The organism is Micromonospora sp. NPDC005686, from assembly GCF_042871665.1.
GTDB lineage: Bacteria > Actinomycetota > Actinomycetes > Mycobacteriales > Micromonosporaceae > Micromonospora.
Window position 1 is genome coordinate 63,454 of the sequence record NZ_JBIAIY010000006.1, and the last position, 16,321, is coordinate 79,774.

Annotated in this window: 16 protein-coding genes and 3 pseudogenes; 15 read left to right on the forward strand and 4 right to left on the reverse strand. The window is 73.5% G+C overall.

Annotated elements, in window-relative coordinates; genetic code table 11:
* Positions 1-53: 53 nt before the first annotated feature.
* The 10 genes and pseudogenes from ACFYON_RS15575 to ACFYON_RS15620 all read left to right on the forward strand — a co-directional run bounded on the left by ACFYON_RS15575 (position 54) and on the right by ACFYON_RS15620 (position 8,525).
* Positions 54-398, forward strand: coding sequence for a histidine triad nucleotide-binding protein (locus tag ACFYON_RS15575; protein WP_013475524.1), 345 nt, complete (start codon positions 54-56; stop codon positions 396-398).
* Positions 395-1,771, forward strand: a complete 1,377-nt coding sequence (locus tag ACFYON_RS15580) for a serine hydrolase domain-containing protein (protein ID WP_387190241.1) — start codon at positions 395-397, stop codon at positions 1,769-1,771. The genes ACFYON_RS15575 and ACFYON_RS15580 overlap by 4 nt, the downstream gene beginning before the upstream one ends.
* A gap of 134 nt (positions 1,772-1,905) precedes the next feature.
* Positions 1,906-2,601: pseudogene (locus tag ACFYON_RS15585) on the forward strand (PhoH family protein); the annotation flags it as partial.
* Positions 2,602-2,925: 324 nt separating this feature from the next.
* Positions 2,926-3,411, forward strand: a pseudogene (locus ACFYON_RS15590) (LAGLIDADG family homing endonuclease); the annotation flags it as partial.
* A 261-nt stretch (positions 3,412-3,672) separates the two neighbouring features.
* Positions 3,673-4,035: pseudogene (locus ACFYON_RS15595) on the forward strand (PhoH family protein); the annotation flags it as partial.
* Positions 4,036-4,074: 39 nt separating this feature from the next.
* Positions 4,075-4,548: an rRNA maturation RNase YbeY gene (ybeY, locus tag ACFYON_RS15600; protein WP_354873828.1), complete on the forward strand. Its 474-nt coding sequence runs from the start codon at positions 4,075-4,077 to the stop codon at positions 4,546-4,548.
* Positions 4,524-5,933 carry a hemolysin family protein gene (locus ACFYON_RS15605; RefSeq protein ID WP_354873934.1) on the forward strand — a complete coding sequence of 470 codons (1,410 nt, stop codon included), beginning with the start codon at positions 4,524-4,526 and terminating at the stop codon, positions 5,931-5,933. The genes ybeY and ACFYON_RS15605 overlap by 25 nt, the downstream gene beginning before the upstream one ends.
* Positions 5,926-6,312: a cytidine deaminase gene (locus ACFYON_RS15610; protein ID WP_354873826.1), complete on the forward strand. Its 387-nt coding sequence runs from the start codon at positions 5,926-5,928 to the stop codon at positions 6,310-6,312. Before ACFYON_RS15605 ends, ACFYON_RS15610 begins: the two co-directional genes overlap by 8 nt.
* The gene (gene era / locus ACFYON_RS15615) at positions 6,309-7,205 is read left to right on the forward strand and encodes a GTPase Era (RefSeq protein WP_354873824.1); all 897 of its coding nucleotides are present in this window, start codon (positions 6,309-6,311) and stop codon (positions 7,203-7,205) included. The genes ACFYON_RS15610 and era overlap by 4 nt, the downstream gene beginning before the upstream one ends.
* A gap of 150 nt (positions 7,206-7,355) precedes the next feature.
* Positions 7,356-8,525: an acyltransferase gene (locus ACFYON_RS15620; RefSeq protein WP_354873822.1), complete on the forward strand. Its 1,170-nt coding sequence runs from the start codon at positions 7,356-7,358 to the stop codon at positions 8,523-8,525.
* Between the two features lie 22 nt (positions 8,526-8,547).
* On the opposite strand, the gene ACFYON_RS15625 is transcribed toward ACFYON_RS15620, so the two are convergent.
* Positions 8,548-9,306, reverse strand: coding sequence for a DUF4097 family beta strand repeat-containing protein (locus ACFYON_RS15625; protein WP_354873821.1), 759 nt, complete (start codon positions 9,304-9,306; stop codon positions 8,548-8,550).
* Positions 9,307-9,519: 213 nt separating this feature from the next.
* Between ACFYON_RS15625 and recO the strand changes: the two genes are divergently transcribed.
* From recO to ACFYON_RS15645, 4 genes are all read left to right on the forward strand, one after another.
* A complete protein-coding gene (gene recO / locus ACFYON_RS15630) occupies positions 9,520-10,395 on the forward strand; it encodes a DNA repair protein RecO (protein ID WP_354873819.1) in 876 nt (291 codons plus the stop codon).
* A 32-nt stretch (positions 10,396-10,427) separates the two neighbouring features.
* Positions 10,428-11,204: an isoprenyl transferase gene (locus ACFYON_RS15635; protein WP_387190282.1), complete on the forward strand. Its 777-nt coding sequence runs from the start codon at positions 10,428-10,430 to the stop codon at positions 11,202-11,204.
* Between the two features lie 67 nt (positions 11,205-11,271).
* Positions 11,272-11,457: a hypothetical protein gene (locus ACFYON_RS15640; protein WP_073831832.1), complete on the forward strand. Its 186-nt coding sequence runs from the start codon at positions 11,272-11,274 to the stop codon at positions 11,455-11,457.
* Between the two features lie 121 nt (positions 11,458-11,578).
* On the forward strand, positions 11,579-11,803 hold the full coding sequence (locus tag ACFYON_RS15645) for a thioredoxin reductase (RefSeq protein ID WP_354873817.1): 225 nt from the start codon (positions 11,579-11,581) through the stop codon (positions 11,801-11,803).
* A 27-nt stretch (positions 11,804-11,830) separates the two neighbouring features.
* On the opposite strand, the gene gndA is transcribed toward ACFYON_RS15645, so the two are convergent.
* Positions 11,831-13,273, reverse strand: coding sequence for an NADP-dependent phosphogluconate dehydrogenase (gene gndA, locus ACFYON_RS15650; protein ID WP_354873815.1), 1,443 nt, complete (start codon positions 13,271-13,273; stop codon positions 11,831-11,833).
* A 341-nt stretch (positions 13,274-13,614) separates the two neighbouring features.
* Between gndA and ACFYON_RS15655 the strand changes: the two genes are divergently transcribed.
* The gene (locus ACFYON_RS15655) at positions 13,615-13,938 is read left to right on the forward strand and encodes a hypothetical protein (protein WP_357711199.1); all 324 of its coding nucleotides are present in this window, start codon (positions 13,615-13,617) and stop codon (positions 13,936-13,938) included.
* Positions 13,939-14,055: 117 nt separating this feature from the next.
* Here ACFYON_RS15655 and ACFYON_RS15660 read toward each other — a convergent pair whose 3' ends face one another.
* Positions 14,056-14,856 carry an energy-coupling factor transporter transmembrane component T gene (locus ACFYON_RS15660; protein WP_354873811.1) on the reverse strand — a complete coding sequence of 267 codons (801 nt, stop codon included), beginning with the start codon at positions 14,854-14,856 and terminating at the stop codon, positions 14,056-14,058.
* Positions 14,853-16,286, reverse strand: coding sequence for an ABC transporter ATP-binding protein (locus ACFYON_RS15665; protein WP_354873809.1), 1,434 nt, complete (start codon positions 16,284-16,286; stop codon positions 14,853-14,855). Before ACFYON_RS15665 ends, ACFYON_RS15660 begins: the two co-directional genes overlap by 4 nt.
* Positions 16,287-16,321 lie beyond the last annotated feature (35 nt).

Sequence of the window (16,321 nt, forward strand, 5' to 3'; positions counted from 1 at the left end):
TCCGTCCGGCGGTGCCCCCGCCGCGCTCGGCACCCTCTCCTTACACTGCTGCGATGGACTGCCTCTTCTGCCGGATCGTCGCCGGCGAGATCCCGGCCACCATCGTCCGCGAGACCGCCACCACGCTGGCCTTCCGCGACATCGACCCGAAGGCGCCCACGCACGTGCTGGTGATCCCGAAGGAGCACTACGCGGACGTGGCCACGTTGGCCCAGGGCGCACCCGAGCTGGCCGGCGAGGTGCTCCAGACCGCCGCCGTGGTGGCCGAGGAGGAGGGCCTGACCGTGGACGGGTTCCGGCTGATGTTCAACACCGGCCCGTACGGCGGCCAGGAGGTCTTCCACGTGCACGCCCACCTGCTCGGCGGCGCGCCGCTCGGCCCGATGCTCTGCCGATGACCGACGTGTCCGACCGGCTCGGCCGGATGGTGCGCCAGGCCCAGGCCACCGGACGGATCCCGGCGGTGTCGGCTGCCCTGCACCGGGCCGACCGGCCGCTGTGGACCTGCACCGTGGGCGACACCGGCAACGACACCGCGCTCGGGCCGGAGACGGTGTTCCGGATCGGCTCGGTCACCAAGACCTTCACCGCGGCGCTGGTCATGCAGTGCCGCGACGACGGCCTGCTCGACCTGGACGACCCGATCGGGCGGCACCTCGACCTGCCCGCGCACGGCGACGCGACGGTACGCCGGCTGTTGTCGCACACCGCCGGCCTGCAACGCGAGCCGCACGGCGACGTGTGGGACAGCCTGCGCGCCCCGGCCGTCGACGACCTGCTGGCCGACCTGGCCCGGGTGGAGCGGGTGCTGCCCACGGGCCGGCGCTTCCACTACTCCAACCTCGGCCCGGCGCTGCTCGGCGAGGCTGTCGCCCGCCTGCGCGGCGGCACCTGGGCCGAGGTGCTGGCCGATCGGGTGCTCAGCCCGCTCGGGCTGACCGCCACCGGCCCGGACCCGACCGGGCGCGCCGCGACCGGGTTCCTGGTCGACGCGTACTCCGACGAGGCCCACCCGGAACCACCTGCCGACTTCGGCGCGGTGGCCCCCGCAGCGCAGCTCTGGAGCACCGCGACGGACATGGCCCGCTGGGCCGCGTTCCTGGCCGACCCGGCGGCGATCGACCCGAACGGCGCGGTGCTCGCCGCGACGACCGTCGAGGAGATGCGCTGGCCGCTCACCCCCACCGACGAGTCGGTCTGGTCGGCCGGCTTCGGGCTCGGGCTGATCCTGGTCCCGCAGCCGGAGCGGGTGACCCACGTGGGCCACGACGGCGCGATGCCCGGATTCCTCGCCGCCGTCTACGGGCGGTGCGGCGGGCAGGGCACCGCCGAGGCGATGGGCGTCGCGGTGCTCGGCTCGTCCGGCACCGGCGTGGAGGTGTTCGACCTGTCCCACCGGCTGCTGGCCGCCGCCGCCGAGCACGACCCGGCGGAGATCGAGCCGTGGCGTCCCGGCCCGCCCGTCCCGGCCCACCTGCGCCGCATGCTCGGCCGCTGGTGGGGCGAGGGCTTCGAGTACGTCTTCTCCTGGCACGACGGGACGCTGCGGGCGCGGGGCGCGGACGACCCGGCCGGGAGGCCGCCCGCCGTGTTCGCGCCGCTGCCGGACCGGCCGGACGTGTTCCGCACGGTCTCCGGCCGCGAGGTGGGGGAGCTGCTGCGGCTGACCCGTGACGAACGCGGCGTGGTGGTGCGGATGCACTGGGCGACCTACCGCTTCACCCGAACCCAGGAGACCTTCGACGGGTACGACTTCCGCGCCGGTGGCTGACCGCCGGGCACCCGAAATGGGCGCGGTGCGCACGCTGCCGACCCGATACGATGGAGGTGACCGTACGCCGTCGCCAGCAGGGCCCGGCACCCGAGTAGCGGAGAGCAGGTGGCGCAGGGCCGACGGCCCGACCTATGACCGGCACCCCACCTCCCGGCGCGCCGCGTGTGCAGACCAGGATCACGGTCCCCGACCAGAAGATCATGGTGAACCTGCTCGGCGCGGGCGACGAGATCCTGCGGCTCGTCGAGCGCTCGATCGACAGCGACGTCCACGTCCGCGGCAACGAGATCACCATCACCGGCGCCCCCGCCGACAACGCCCTCGCCGAGCGCCTCTTCAGTGAGCTGCTCGAACTGATCGAGAAAGGCGAGACCCTGACCACAGACGCGGTACGGCGTACCGTCGGCATGCTCGAACAGGGCGGCGCCGAGCGGCCCGCCGAGGTGCTGACGCTCAACATCCTCTCCCGGCGCGGACGCACCATCCGCCCCAAGACGCTGGGCCAGAAGAAGTACGTCGACGCGATCGACGCGCACACCATCGTCTTCGGCATCGGCCCGGCCGGTACCGGCAAGACGTACCTCGCCATGGCGAAGGCCGTGCAGGCGCTCCAGGCCAAGCAGGTCAACCGGATCATCCTGACCCGGCCGGCGGTCGAGGCGGGGGAGCGGCTGGGCTTCCTGCCCGGCACCCTGAACGAGAAGATCGATCCCTACCTGCGCCCGCTCTACGACGCGCTGCACGACATGCTCGACCCGGAGACCATCCCGAAGCTGATGGCCGCCGGCACGATCGAGGTCGCGCCGCTGGCGTACATGCGCGGGCGGGCCCAGCCGTACGACGCCCGGGTGCTGACCCCGGAGGGCTTCCGGCCGTTCGGCTCGCTCCAGGTCGGTGACCTGGTCATCGGCTCGAACGGGACGCCCACGCCAGTGATCGGCATCTACCCCCAGGGTGAGAAGCAGGTCTACCGGGTCACCACCCAGGACGGCGCGTCCACGCTCTGCTGCGGCGAGCACCTGTGGACCGTAGCCACGCCGGACGACAAGCGTCGCGGCCGGCGGCGCACGGTCGAGACGCAGGAGATGATCGGCAAGGAGTGGCGAGGCCACACCCGTCGCTACGAACTCCCGCTCGTCGCGCCGGTGCAGATGGAGCCGCGGGCGGTTCCGCTCGACCCGTACGCGCTCGGGCTGCTGCTCGGCGACGGCACGATCTCGTCCCGCGCCACGCCGGCCTTCTGCACCGCCGACCCGGAGTTGGCGACCGCGCTGGAGGAGGCGCTCGTCGACATCCAACTGGTCCGCAAGGGTGACTACGACTACGTCCTCCGGCATGTCAACGGGCACCGCGGCGGCGTGATCGTAGCGAACCCGGTGACGGTGGCCGTCCGCGAACTGGGGCTGGCCGGGGCCACCTCGGCCACGAAGTTCGTCCCCGAGGTGTACAAGAACAACAGCGTCGGCGTCCGGCTGGCGGTCCTGCAAGGGCTGCTGGACACCGACGGCGGGCCGGTCACCCAGGCCGGGCGCACGTGCCGTGTGCAGTACTCGACCACTTCCCCCCGGTTGTGCGACGACGTGGTCCACCTGGTCGAGTCGCTCGGAGGGGTGGCCACAGCGCGGGTTCGTCCGGCCGAGGGACGCAAGCCCGGTCTGGCGAAGGGCCGGCCGGTTCCGTACCGGTCCGACGCCTACGTCGTGGAGATCCGGCTACCCGCCGGTGTCGCGCCGTTCCGCCTGTCGCGTAAGCGCCGGCTCTACGACGAGCACGGCGGTGGCCGGCCGATGCGGTTCATCGACTCGATCGTCCCGGCCGGGGTGCGGGAGACGATGTGCATCCAGGTCGCGGCGGAGGACTCGCTCTACGTCACCGACGACTTCCTGGTGACCCACAACACCCTCAACGACGCGTTCATCATCCTGGACGAGGCGCAGAACACCACGCCCGAACAGATGAAGATGTTCCTCACCCGGCTCGGCTTCGGCTCCAAGATCGTCGTCACCGGTGACGTCACCCAGGTGGACCTTCCCGGCGGGACGACCAGCGGCCTGCGGGTGGTCCGGGAGATCCTGAACAACGTCGAGGACGTGCACTTCGCCCAGCTCTCCAGCTCCGACGTGGTGCGCCACAAGCTGGTGGGCGAGATCGTCGACGCGTACGCCCGCTGGGACGCCGAGCGGGAGAACCAGCAGGCGCAGAGCGTGCACGCCGTACCGGGGCGGACCGCCCAGGGCGGCCGGGCCGGCCGGCGCCGCTGAACGACCGGCGCAAGCCGTCACATCACCAGAGGAAGACAGTTGTCCATCGAGATCGCCAACGAGTCGGGTGTCGACGTCGACACCGACGCCGTGCTCGCCGTCGCGCGGCACGCCCTCGACGAGATGGGGGTCAACCCCCTCGCCGAGCTGTCCGTGCTGCTCGTCGACATCGAATACATGTCGGAGCTGAACCACCGCTGGATGGGCGGCGACGGCCCGACCGACGTGCTCGCCTTCCCCATGGACGAGGGCAGCGTCGACCACGGCCCGGGGGAGAGCAGCCCGGCCGGTGGTGAGCCGGCCCTGCTCGGCGACATCGTGCTCTGCCCGGAGGTGGCGGCCAAGCAGGCCGCCGTGGCCGGGCACTCGGCGGCCGACGAGCTGCACCTGCTCACCGTGCACGGCGTGCTGCACCTGCTCGGTTACGACCACGCCGAGCCCGATGAGGAGCGGGAGATGTTCGGTCTCCAGGCCCGGCTGCTGGCCAGCTGGCGGTCGACCCGGTCGCGGTGATGGACGCCTTGGCGGCGGTCCGGGCCCCCGCCGGTCTGCCCGATCTCCAGCTCCTGTTCTTCGCCGCCGGGCTGGTGGTGCTCGCCGGCCTGATCGCGATGACCGAGGCGGCGCTCGCAGCGGTCTCGCCGGCCCGCGCCGCCGAGCTGACCCGGGACGGCTCCCGCGGCGCGCGCGCCCTCCAGATGGTCGCCGGTGACGTGGTCCGCCACCTGAACCTGCTGCTCCTGCTGCGGCTGCTGGCCGAGCTGACCGCCACCACGCTCGTCGCGCTGGTGGCCGTCGACACGTTCGGCGCAGGCTGGCGGGCGGCGCTGGTGACGGCGGGCGCGATGACTGTGGTGAGCTTCGTGGCGGTCGGGGTCGGCCCGCGCACGCTCGGCCGCCAGCACGCCTACGCGGTCGGCCGGGTGGTCGCGCCGCTGGTGCGGTGGCTGGGCCGCGCGCTCAACCCGCTGGCGTCGCTGCTGATCCTCATCGGCAACGCGGTCACCCCCGGCAAGGGCTTCCGCGAGGGGCCGTTCGCGACCCAGGTGGAGCTGCGCGAGCTGGTGGACCTGGCCGAGCAGCGCGGGGTGGTGGAGCACGGCGAGCGCCAGATGATCCACTCGGTCTTCGCGCTCGGCGACACCATCGCCCGCGAGGTGATGGTGCCGCGTACCGAGATGGTGTGGATCGAGGAACGCAAGACGCTCGCGCAGGCGCTGGCGTTGTTCCTGCGCTCCGGGTTCTCCCGCATCCCGGTGATCGGCGAGAACGTCGACGACGTGCTCGGTGTGCTCTACCTCAAGGACCTGATCCGGCGGGTGCAGGGCGACCAGGCCGCCCGGCAGATGCCGGTGGCCGAGCTGATGCGCCCGGCCACGTTCGTGCCGGAGTCCAAGCCGGTGGACGACCTGCTCTCGGAGATGCAGGCGGCCCGTAACCACATGGTCGTCGTGGTCGACGAGTACGGCGGCACCGGCGGCCTGGTCACCATCGAGGACATCCTGGAGGAGATCGTCGGGGAGATCACCGACGAGTACGATGTCGAGCGCCCGCCGGTCGAGCACCTGCCGGACGGGGCCGTGCGGGTGACCGCGCGGCTGCCGGTGGAGAATCTGGGTGAGCTGTTCGACACCGAGCTGCCCACCGACGAGGTGGAGACGGTCGGTGGCCTGCTCGCCCAGGCGCTCGGCCGGGTGCCCCTCCCGGGCGCCGAGGCCGAGGTGGCCCGCCTGCGGCTGGTGGCCGAGGGCACGACCGGCCGGCGCAACCGGATCGACACGGTCCTGGTGAGCCGGGTCGACCGGGGCGACGCCCCGGAAGGCACCAACCGAAGCGAGCCGCCCGATTCCCGGGGCGACAACAACCGATCCGAGGAGAGGCAATCCGCCGATGCCTGAGACACCCGCCGTACCGGCTGCCCTGCCCACCCCCGCCGACCCGGCCGAGCTGAGCGCCGAGGACGCCAAGCTGGTCGTCCTGGCCCGGGGCGCGCGGAGCCGGGTGGCGGCCGTGGAGGGCGCCGCGGTCCGCGACCAGGACGGCCGGACGTACGCGGCGGCGAGCGTGGCGCTGCCGTCGCTGACGCTGACCGCGCTCCAGCTCGCGGTGGCCTCGGCGGTGGCGGCGGGCGCGAGCCGGCTGGAGGCCGCCGTGGTGGTGACCGAGGCGTCGACGCTGGACGGGGCCGGGCACGCCGCGGTGCGGGACCTGTCCGCCGACGCGCCGATCCACGTGGCCGCGCCGGACGGCACCGTCCTCGGCACGGTGGTCGAGTGACCACGCCCGAGGCACGCCCCTACCGGGCCGGTTTCGCCTGTTTCGTCGGGCGGCCGAACGCCGGCAAGTCGACGCTCACCAACGCGATCGTCGGCACCAAGATCGCGATCACCTCCAGCAAGCCGCAGACTACCCGGCACATCATCCGGGCGGTGCTGCACCGGCCGGACTCGCAGCTCGTGCTGGTCGACACCCCGGGCCTGCACCGTCCCCGGACGCTGCTCGGCGAGCGCCTCAACGACCTGGTCCGGGAGACCTGGAGCGAGGTCGACGTGATCGGCCTGTGCGTCCCGGCGAACGAGCCGGTCGGGCGGGGCGACCGCTTCATCACCGGCGAGCTGGCCAGCCTGAAGGCCACGGTGCTGGCGGTGGTCACCAAGACCGACCTGGTCGACAAGAAGCGGCTGGCCGAGCAGCTGCTCGCGGTGAGTGAGCTGGGCGAGTTCGCCGCGGTGGTGCCGGTCAGCGCGGTCTCCGGGCACCAGGTCGACACGCTCGTCGACGTGATGACCGGCTACCTGCCGGAGTCACCGCAGCTCTACCCGGACGACATGCTCACCGACGACCCGGAGCAGGTGCTGGTGGCGGAGCTGGTCCGCGAGGCGGCGCTGGAGGGCGTACGCGACGAGCTGCCGCACTCCATCGCCGTGGTGGTCGAGGAGATGATCCCGGAGGGCAACCTCACCAAGATCTACGCCGACCTGTACGTGGAGCGGTCGAGCCAGAAGGCCATCGTGATCGGGCACCGGGGCAGCCGCCTCAAGCACGTGGGCACCACCGCCCGGCGGCAGATCGAGGAGTTGCTCGGCACCCGGGTCTATCTCGACCTGCACGTACGCGTGGCGAAGGACTGGCAGCGCGACCCGAAGCAGTTGCGCAAGCTCGGCTTCTGACCGGCGGCCGGGGCAGGTCCGGCGGCGGGTGATCAGGATCAGCCAGACCTATGGGACATCTCACTTTCCATGGGTGTTCGTGGCTGTTTCACAGCGTCCCGGAGCAGGGTAGGGAGCATTGTCTCTGCCCCCGGACCCCGCCGCGAGCTGATGCGAAACCGCTATCTGGACCTGCTCCGCTTCCTGGCCATCCTGCGCGTCGTCACCTACCACGTCACCGGCTACGCCACGCTCACGCTGGTGTTCCCGGCCATGTCGGTGATGTTCGCCCTGGCCGGGTCGCTGATGGCGGCGTCACTCGACCGCAGCGGGGTGCGCGCGGTCGGCCGCCGGCTGCGCCGCCTCCTGCCGTCGCTGTGGGTGGTCGCCGCGGTCTTCGTACCGGCCATGCTGCTCACCGGGCTGACGTTCGGCCCGGAGGTGCTGCTCTGGCTCTTCCCGATCAGCGACCCGCCGGCCAACTACTGGGGCGGGCTGGCGCTCAGCCCGATCTGGTACCTGCGGGACTACCTGTGGTTCGTGCTCGCCTCGCCGCTGGTGCTCTGGCTGTTCCGCCGGGCGCCGCTGCCCACGCTCGCCGCCCCGTACCTGCTGCTGATCGCGATCCAGGCCGGCGTCCTGGCGAACCCGCACACGGTGCTGCGCGAATTCGGCCTCTATTTCGGCGCCTGGCTGCTCGGCTTCGCCCACCACGACGGGCTGCTGCGCCGGATGCGCAACCGGGTGCTGCTGCCGGTGGCCGCCGTGGTCGGCGCCGCCGGGCTGGCCTGGATCGTCACCCACCCGGGCCCGCGCGGGTACGACATCAACGACCTCCCGCTCGGCAACGCGCTCTGGTCGGCCGCGTTCATCCTGGTGGCGATCGGCCGGGCGCCGGTCGGGGTGACCTGGGTCGACCGGGTGCCGGCGTTCGGCCGGGCGGTCACTGTGGTGAACCGGCGCGCGTTGACCGTCTACCTGTGGCACATGCCGTTCGTGGTGGCGCTCACCCCGCTGGTCGGCCTGGTCGGCTGGTCGCCGCGCGACCCGGTCGGCCTGTGGCTGCGGGTGGGGCTGGTCTTCGCCCTCGTCGGCGTGGTGACGCTGATGGTCGGCTGGGTCGAGGACGTGGCGGCCCGGCGTACCCCGGAACTGATCCCCGGCAAGCCGCGGCGGACCGTGGCCGACCGGGCGGCGGCCGCTCCGGCCAGCCCGGCCCCCGCCGGGGCGCAGGACGCGCTGGTGAGCGCCGGGGCCCGGGTGCCGGCGCAGCGCCGCGCGGCCGAGGATCCCGGCCGCGACGACGCGGCCCCGGCGTCCCGGCGGAACGCGCCCGGCTGAGCCACGACGGAGCGTCGCCCGCTCAGCGGGTGCTGACCGTGACGTTGCCGCTGGTGGCGGACGCTTCGAGCTGCACCGAGGCGGTCGGGTCGTCGGTGACGCGCACGTCGGTGTCCCCGGACGTCGCGGTGGCGCGTACCCGGTAGCGGCCCGCTGGTACGGCCAGGTCGACGTCTCCGCTCGTGGCGTGCACCCGGGCCGGAGCCGGCTGGTCCAGCTCGACGACGATGTTGCCGGACGTGGTCTCCGCGTCGATCGCGGAGGCGAGCCGGCGGGCCTCGATGTCGCCCGACCGGGCCCGCAGCCGCACCGGGCCGGCCGCCTCGACGACCCGGATGTTGCCCGACGTGGTGGACGCGCGGACCTCGCCGGTGGCGCCCCTGACGGTCAGGTCGCCGGAGCTGAGCGTGAACTCGACGGCGCCGACGTCGGTGAGGTCGACGTTGCCCGAGCCGGTGCCGCCGCGTACCACCACGCCGGGCGGCGCGGTCACCTCCCAGGAGATGCTGCACCGGTGCCCGCAGTCGGTGGGCAGGACGAGTTCGTCACCCTTGATCTCGTACCGGCTGGTCGGCTCGTCGCCCTGGTAGCGGACCACGCGCTTGACGCGTACCTGGTCGGCGGGGCCGTTGGCCCGGACCACCACGTCGCCGGCGCCGTCGTCGTCCACGGTGATCCGGGTGATCTTCGTTCGCTCGGTGTGGTCGTAGTCGAGCCGGCGGAACGAGAGGGTGTCACACCCGGCGAGCACGATGAGAGCGGTGGCCGCGGTGGCGGCCACCACCCCGCGTGGCCGGAAAACCGTGCGCGGCCCGAAAACCGTGCGCGGCCCGAAAACCGTGCGCGGCCCGAAAACCGTGCGCGGCCGGAGAGCGGTGCGGAGCGAAGCCATGGCCAGCACACTAGGACCGGCCGGACGCCCGGCACATCGGGGATCGCCCGACGGTCCACCCCGAGCCGACCCTGAGATCGCACCCGGAGGGAGAATGGCCTGATGGCCGGGTACCGCCGACAGCTCTACCGCGACGACGCGGTGGTGCTGCGTGTGCAGAAGCTGGGCGAGTCCGACCGGATCATCACGCTGTTCACGCGCCGGCACGGGCGGCTGCGCGCGGTGGCCCGGGGCGTGCGGCGCACCATGAGCCGCTTCGGCGCCCGGCTGGAGCCGTTCGGGCACGTCGACCTCCAGCTCGCCGGTGACCCCAAGGGCAACCAGGGCAGCTCGCTGCACACCGTCAGCCAGGTCGAGGCGATCGAGCTGTACGGCAAGCGGTTCCTCGGCGACTACCCCCGCTACACGGCGGCCAGCGCGATCGCCGAGACCGCCGAGCGGCTCACCCCGGTCGAGCGGGAGCCCTCGCTGCGGCTGTTCCAGCTCACCCTCGGCGCGATGAAGTCACTGGCCCGCGGCGAGCACGCCACCACGCTCGTGCTCGACGCGTACCTGCTGCGCGGCATGGCGTTCGCCGGCTGGGCGCCGGCGCTCGCCGCCTGCGCGGTCTGCGGCGAGCCGGGCCGGCACCGCGCGTTCTCCGTACCGGCCGGCGGCGCCGTCTGCCCGGACTGCCGGCCTCCCGGCGCGGCTCACCCCGCCCCGGCCACGCTGGAGCTGATGTCCGCGCTGACCTCCGGCGACTGGGGGTACGCCGACGCGGCCGGGACCGGCGTACGCCGGGAGTGCAGCGGACTGGTCGCGGCGCACCTCCAGTGGCATCTGGAGCGCGCGCTACGCTCGCTGCCGCTGGTCGACCGGGGCGCCCCGGCGTCCGGCGCGGTCCCGCCGCCCGGCGGCGCGGGGCCGGATGTGGTCCCGCCGCCGCGCTCCGGCGCCGGGCCCGTCGCCGGTGTGAACAGGGAGATGACCGAGTGATCCGATCGACGAGGGCGACCCGCCGCGAGCCGGTGCCGCCGACCCCGCACCCCTCCGGCGCCCGTCCGCCGGCGCTGCCGCCCGCCGCGGTGCCCCGGCACGTCGCCATCGTGATGGACGGCAACGGCCGCTGGGCCAAGGAGCGCGGGCTGCCCCGCACCAAGGGGCACGAGCAGGGCGAGCACAGCCTGTTCGACACCGTCGAGGGCGCGATCGAGATGGGCATTCCCTACCTGTCGGCGTACGCGTTCTCCACCGAGAACTGGCGGCGTTCGCCGGACGAGGTCCGCTTCCTGATGGGCTTCAACCGCGACGTCATCCGCCGCCGCCGCGACCAGCTCGTCGACCTGGGCGTACGGGTGGTCTGGTCGGGCCGCGCGGGCCGGCTATGGAAGAGCGTCATCTCCGAGCTGCAGACCGCCGAGGAGATGTCCCGCGGCAACTCGACGCTGACGCTGCAGTTCTGCGTCAACTACGGCGGCCAGGCCGAGATCGCCGACGCGGCCGCCGGGATCGCCCGTGACGTCGCCGCGGGCAGGCTCGACCCGGCCAAGGTGAACGAGAAGACGCTCGCGCGCTACCTCTACCACCCCGAGGTGCCCGAGGTCGACCTGTTCCTGCGCCCCTCCGGCGAGCAGCGCATCTCCAACTTCCTGCTCTGGCAGACCGCGTACGCCGAGCTGGTCTACCTGGACACGCTCTGGCCCGACTTCGACCGCCGCCACCTCTGGTACGCCTGCGAGCTGTACGCCCAGCGCGACCGTCGCTTCGGTGGCGCCCTGCCCAACCCGGTCGCCCCGGGCGCCTGACGTCACGCTTACCGACGCGCCGAGCTGGGTACCTCTACCGGTAGACGACAACGCGGAGGTGAACCACATGATTCAGAAGCGGATCGCGCAGTGGGCGGTCATGGCGGTCGCCGTGCCGCTGGCGGCGGCCGGCGCGCGCCGGCTCAGCCACACCCTGGAGGCCCGTCGCGGCCCGTCCGGGGTGAGCCGTCTGCTGACCAAGGGCGCCGACCTGGTCCGGCCGCAGAAGGCCAAGCGTCGCCGGTTCTTCTGACCGCGACGTCCGGCCCGACCGGAACGCCCCGCATCCGGCTTTCCGGCCGGGCGCGGGGCGTTCCGCTCTACGATCGGCGCAGGGCGCGCCGCCGGGTGCGCGCCCGCCACGGGGGTGGAGGATGCGCGATCTCCGGTACGAGATGACTGCTGCCCTGGCCGCCGCCGACCTGGTGGAGGCGACCCGCCGGGACGCGGTCGCCGCGTTGTGCGCCGACGTCGCGCAGCGGTGGTGCGCCGAGATGGGGCACACTCCCGCGGTCCGCTCCGGCGAGATCGGCGAGCTGGCCACGGGTGAGCCGGCCGCCGGCTGGGTGCCCGACCCGGACGGTCAGCGGGCCTGGTGAACCGCCCGGCAGGACTGCCCGTGGGGCTCACGCCTCCACTTCGGAGCGGTCTCCCGCCCAGCGGGTGTGGAACGAGCCGTCCCGGTCCACCCGGTGGTAGGTGTGCGCGCCGAAGTTGTCCCGCAGCCCCTGGATCAGCGCGGCCGGCAACCGCTGCGCCCGCAGCGCGTCGAAGTAGGCCAGCGACGAACCGAAGGCCGGGGCCGGCACGCCCGCCCGGGCCGCGTCGGCCACCACCCGTCGCCAGGCCGGTACGCCGTCGCTGACCCGCTCGGCGAACCAGGGCGCGACGAGCAGCGTGGACAGGTCCGGCTCGGCGTCGTACGCCTCCCGGATCCGGTCCAGGAAACCGGCCCGGATGATGCAGCCGCCCCGCCAGATGGTGGCCGTGCCGCCCAGGTCGATGTCCCAGTCGTACTCCCGGCTGCCGGCCCGGATGTGGTCGAAGCCCTGCGCGTACGCGACGATCTTGCTGGCCAGCAGCGCGCGGCGCACGTCCTCGACGAACGTCTCCCGGTCGTCCACCTGCCACTTGTCGCCCGCGTCGGCGAACACGCGACGCGCGGCCTCCCGCTGGTCGGCGTGGCCGGACAGCGACCGGGCGAACGTGGCCTCGGCGATGCCGGTGATCGGGATGCCGAGGTCGAGCGCGCTCTGCACGGTCCAGCGGCCGGTGCCCTTCTGCTCGGCCTGGTCGAGCACCACGTCCACGAACGCCTGGCCGGTGGCCGCGTCGGTGTGGCCGAGCACGTCGGCGGTGATCTCGATGAGGAACGACCCCAGCTCGCCGCCGTTCCACTCCCGGAAGATCTCCGCGATCTCCGCCGGGCTCGCCGACAGCCCGGCCCGCAACAGGTCGTACGCCTCGGCGATGAGCTGCATGTCGGCGTACTCGATGCCGTTGTGCACCATCTTCACGAAGTGGCCCGCGCCGTCCGGCCCGATGTGCCGGCAGCAGGGCTCGCCGTCCACCTGCGCGGCGATCCGCTCGAAGATCGGCCCCAGCTTGCGGTACGACTCGGCCGACCCGCCGGGCATGATGCTCGGACCGAGCAGCGCGCCCTCCTCGCCGCCGGACACGCCGGTGCCGACGAAGTGCAGGCCGTGCTCGCGCAGCGCCTCCTCCCGGCGGCGGGTGTCGGCGAAGTGCGCGTTGCCGCAGTCGACGACGATGTCCCCCTCCTCCAGCAGCGGGACCAGATCGTCGATCACCGCGTCGGTGGGTGCGCCGGCCTTGACCATCACGATCACCGCGCGGGGCCGCTCCAGCGAGGCGACGAAGTCCGCGAGCGACTCCGACGGCACGAACGTGCCCTCGTCGGCGTGCTCGGCGACCAGGCTGCGGGTGCGCTCCGGCGACCGGTTGTGCACCGCCACGGCGAAGCCGTTGCGGGCCAGGTTCCGGGCCAGGTTGCGGCCCATCACCGCCAGACCGGTGACTCCGATCTGCGCCGTCGCCTGCTCTGCCATGCGTACCGCCACCTCTCGTTGGTGCTGCCGTGCTGCGACCGTATCGCGGTCGCCGGGGCAGCGGCCCGGGACATGGACAGCGCGTGACGGTCGGGTGGCTGTGCGTTTGGCGGTAATTCGGGTGCGCGGCGTCCGCCAGCGGGATAGCTTTGCGTCATGCGTAAGTGACGCCCCACCTCCGAGCCCGGTCCACCGCCGCCAGTGCCGTGGACACGTCCTGCTCCGGGCGTCCGCATCCCTTCCCCGCCACCGTCGGTAGCGGTGTCCGCCGTGGTCGCACGCACCGGAGTCCTCGCTCGGCGCGTCCCGGTCGACGCGCCCGTACGACAGGAGGCCCGCGAATGCCCGCGAAGCGCAATCCGAAGAGGTCCCGCAAGCAGTCCGCGCCGCAGGTGACCCCGCCGAAGCTCGACGCGCTCACCGTGGCACCGCCCACGGTGGTGCTCCCGGCCGAGCCGGTGACGCCCACCGTGTCTCCGGATGCGGTGTCGCCGGCCCTGGCCACGCCGACGGTGTCGCCCTCGGAGTCTCTGGAGACGCCGGCCCTGCCGGGCGCATCCGCGACGCCGCCCAGATCGGGCCCACCAGCAGGGCGGCAGGCCCGGTTCACCGGGCGCAGCCAGCGTGCCGGCCAGACCCGGTTCTACGCCTTCCGCCGCAGCTGACCGACAGCTCCGCCCTCGGCCAGGCCCTCAGCCCTGGTTGATCATGAAGTTGGCGGCGACAAAACGGGCAACCGGTGCCGTCAACTTCATGATCAACAGGGCGGAGGGTGAGGGGGGTCAGCCGATCAAGGGGCGGAAGGTGCCCAGGGTGATGCTTGTCGCAAGGGCGCCGGCCGCCAGCAGCGCGGCGCCCGCGACGAGCAGGGCGTCGGCGCGGGTGAAGCGCTGCAGGCGGGCCACGGTACGCGGGGTGCCCGCGTCGAAGCCGCGGGCGTCCATCGCCACGGCCAGCCGCGTACCGCGCCGGATCGCGCCGACAAGCAGCGTGAACGCGGTGGACCCGAACAGCCGCAGCTTGGCCACCGGGTTGCGGCCGGCGTCCACGCCGCGGGCCCGGCGGGCCATGCTGATCATCCGCCACTCCTGCTCCAGCAGCGGCACCATCCGGAACGCGGCCAGCGCCCCGATGGCGAACCGGGCGGGCGTCTTCGCGTTCTGGATCAGCGCGTCGGCCAGATCGGTGGGGTCGGTGGTGGCGAAGACGAGGATGCCGGGCAGGGCCACCGCGAGCATTCGCAGCACCAACCCGAGCGCGGTCATCAGCACGCCCTGGGTGACCAGGATCGGCCCGGCCTGGAGCAGTACCGGGCCGGAGCGGTCGGCCGCGAAGAGCGTGAGCGTGACGAGGATGCCGACGGCGGCGGCGAGCAGCGGCCAGGCCCGGTGGGCCAGCACCCGGTAGCGGACGCCGAACAGCGGCAGCACCGCGAGTTCGACGGCGATGGCGACGGCCGGGGCCACCGGATCGAGCGTCGCCACCAGGATCAGCGTGAAGACCATCGCGGCGGCCAGTTTCGCCACCGGATTGCGCCGGGCCAGCGGGGCGCCCGGCGCGGCGACCGGTTCGAGGTCGATCACGGGACCACCCCGCCGGGGGAGCGGTCCACTGAGAGCGTCCGGTCGGCCAGCGCGGCCACGAAGTCCTCGTCGTGGGTCACCGCGACCACGCCGTGTCCGGCGTCGCGCAGTTCGGCCAGCAGGCCGACCAGCTCCAGCCAGGTGCGCCGGTCCTGGCCGAACGTGGGTTCGTCGCAGATCAGCAGGCGGGGCGCGGTGGCCAGGGCCGTCGCCACGCTCAGCCGCCGCGCCTCCCCACCGGAGAGGGTGTACGGGTTGGCGCCGGCCAGCTTGTCCAGCCGCAGCCGGTGCAGCAACGCGTCCACGGTGGCGGTCACCGCCGCCTCGGACTGACCGGTTCGGCGCGGCCCGAGCGCCAGTTCGTCGCGGACGGTGGCGCTGACGAACTGGTGCTCCGGGTCCTGGAACACCGAGCCGATCCGGCGCACCAGAGCGGGCGCCCGCCAGCGGTGCGGGGGAGTGCGCGCGTCCCGCCCGGCCAGCTCGGCGGACGCGGTGACGGCGCCGGTCCCGGGGCGGAGCAGGCCGCCCAGGAGCAGCGCCAGCGTGGACTTGCCCGCCCCGTTGGGGCCGAGGACGGCGAGCGCCTCGCCGGCGCGTACCCGAAGATCGGTGGGGTTCAGCCGGGGTGGCAGGCCGAGCCGGTCGGCGGTGAGCAGCACGTCGCCGGGCGGCGTGGTGGCGTGCCGGGGCGGCGCGACGTGGCCGGGCACCCAGACCCCGGCGGCGGCCAGCGCGTCGCCGTGCGCGGCGAAGACCACCTCGGGTGGCCCGTCGGCGCGTACCCCGCCGCCGGGTTCCAGCACCACCACCCGGTCGACCAGCGGCAGCGCCTCGGTGATCCGGTGCTCGACCAGGATCATCGTGGTGTCCGGGTCGAGCGCGTTCGCGACGGCGCGGCGGATCAGGGCGGCGCCGCCCGGGTCGAGGTTGGCGGTGGGCTCGTCCAGCAGGAGCAGGCCGGGGCGGAGCGCGAGCGTGCCGGCCAGCGCCAGCCGCTGCTGCTCGCCGCCGCTGAGCGCGGCGGTCGGGCGGTCCCGGGGGTACGGGAAGCCGACCCGGTGCAGCGCCTCGTCGACGCGGGGCCAGATCTCGTCGGCCGGCACGCCCCGGTTCTCCAGCCCGAACGCGACGTCGTCGCCGGAGCGGGCCATCACGAGCTGGGTCTGCGGGTCCTGGAACAGGATGCCGACGCGCTCGCGGGCCTTGCGCGGATCCAGCCCGTCGATCTCGACGGTGCCCTCCTGCTCGCCGGAGTCCTCCGGCAGCAGCCCGGCGAGCGCGGCCAGCAAGGTGCTCTTGCCGGCTCCCGAGGGTCCGAGCAGCAGCACCCGCTCCCCGCTCTCCACCCGCAGATCCACCCCGCGCAGAGCCCACCGCTTGCGTCCCCCGTGCCGCCACCCGAACCCCCGCAGCACCACAGCGCTCACCGCGTCCCCCTCTCCGCTCTCCAGCCTGGGTGATC

Coding starts and splice junctions, on each gene's coding strand:
- ACFYON_RS15575 (WP_013475524.1), top strand. CDS start 54: ATGGACTGCCTCTTCTGCCGGATCGTCGCCGGCGAGATCCCGGCCACC.
- ACFYON_RS15580 (WP_387190241.1), top strand. CDS start 395: ATGACCGACGTGTCCGACCGGCTCGGCCGGATGGTGCGCCAGGCCCAG.
- ACFYON_RS15610 (WP_354873826.1), top strand. CDS start 5,926: ATGCCTGAGACACCCGCCGTACCGGCTGCCCTGCCCACCCCCGCCGAC.
- ACFYON_RS15620 (WP_354873822.1), top strand. CDS start 7,356: ATGCGAAACCGCTATCTGGACCTGCTCCGCTTCCTGGCCATCCTGCGC.
- recO (WP_354873819.1), top strand. CDS start 9,520: ATGGCCGGGTACCGCCGACAGCTCTACCGCGACGACGCGGTGGTGCTG.
- ACFYON_RS15640 (WP_073831832.1), top strand. CDS start 11,272: ATGATTCAGAAGCGGATCGCGCAGTGGGCGGTCATGGCGGTCGCCGTG.
- ACFYON_RS15645 (WP_354873817.1), top strand. CDS start 11,579: ATGCGCGATCTCCGGTACGAGATGACTGCTGCCCTGGCCGCCGCCGAC.
- gndA (WP_354873815.1), bottom strand. CDS start 13,273: ATGGCAGAGCAGGCGACGGCGCAGATCGGAGTCACCGGTCTGGCGGTG.
- ACFYON_RS15655 (WP_357711199.1), top strand. CDS start 13,615: ATGCCCGCGAAGCGCAATCCGAAGAGGTCCCGCAAGCAGTCCGCGCCG.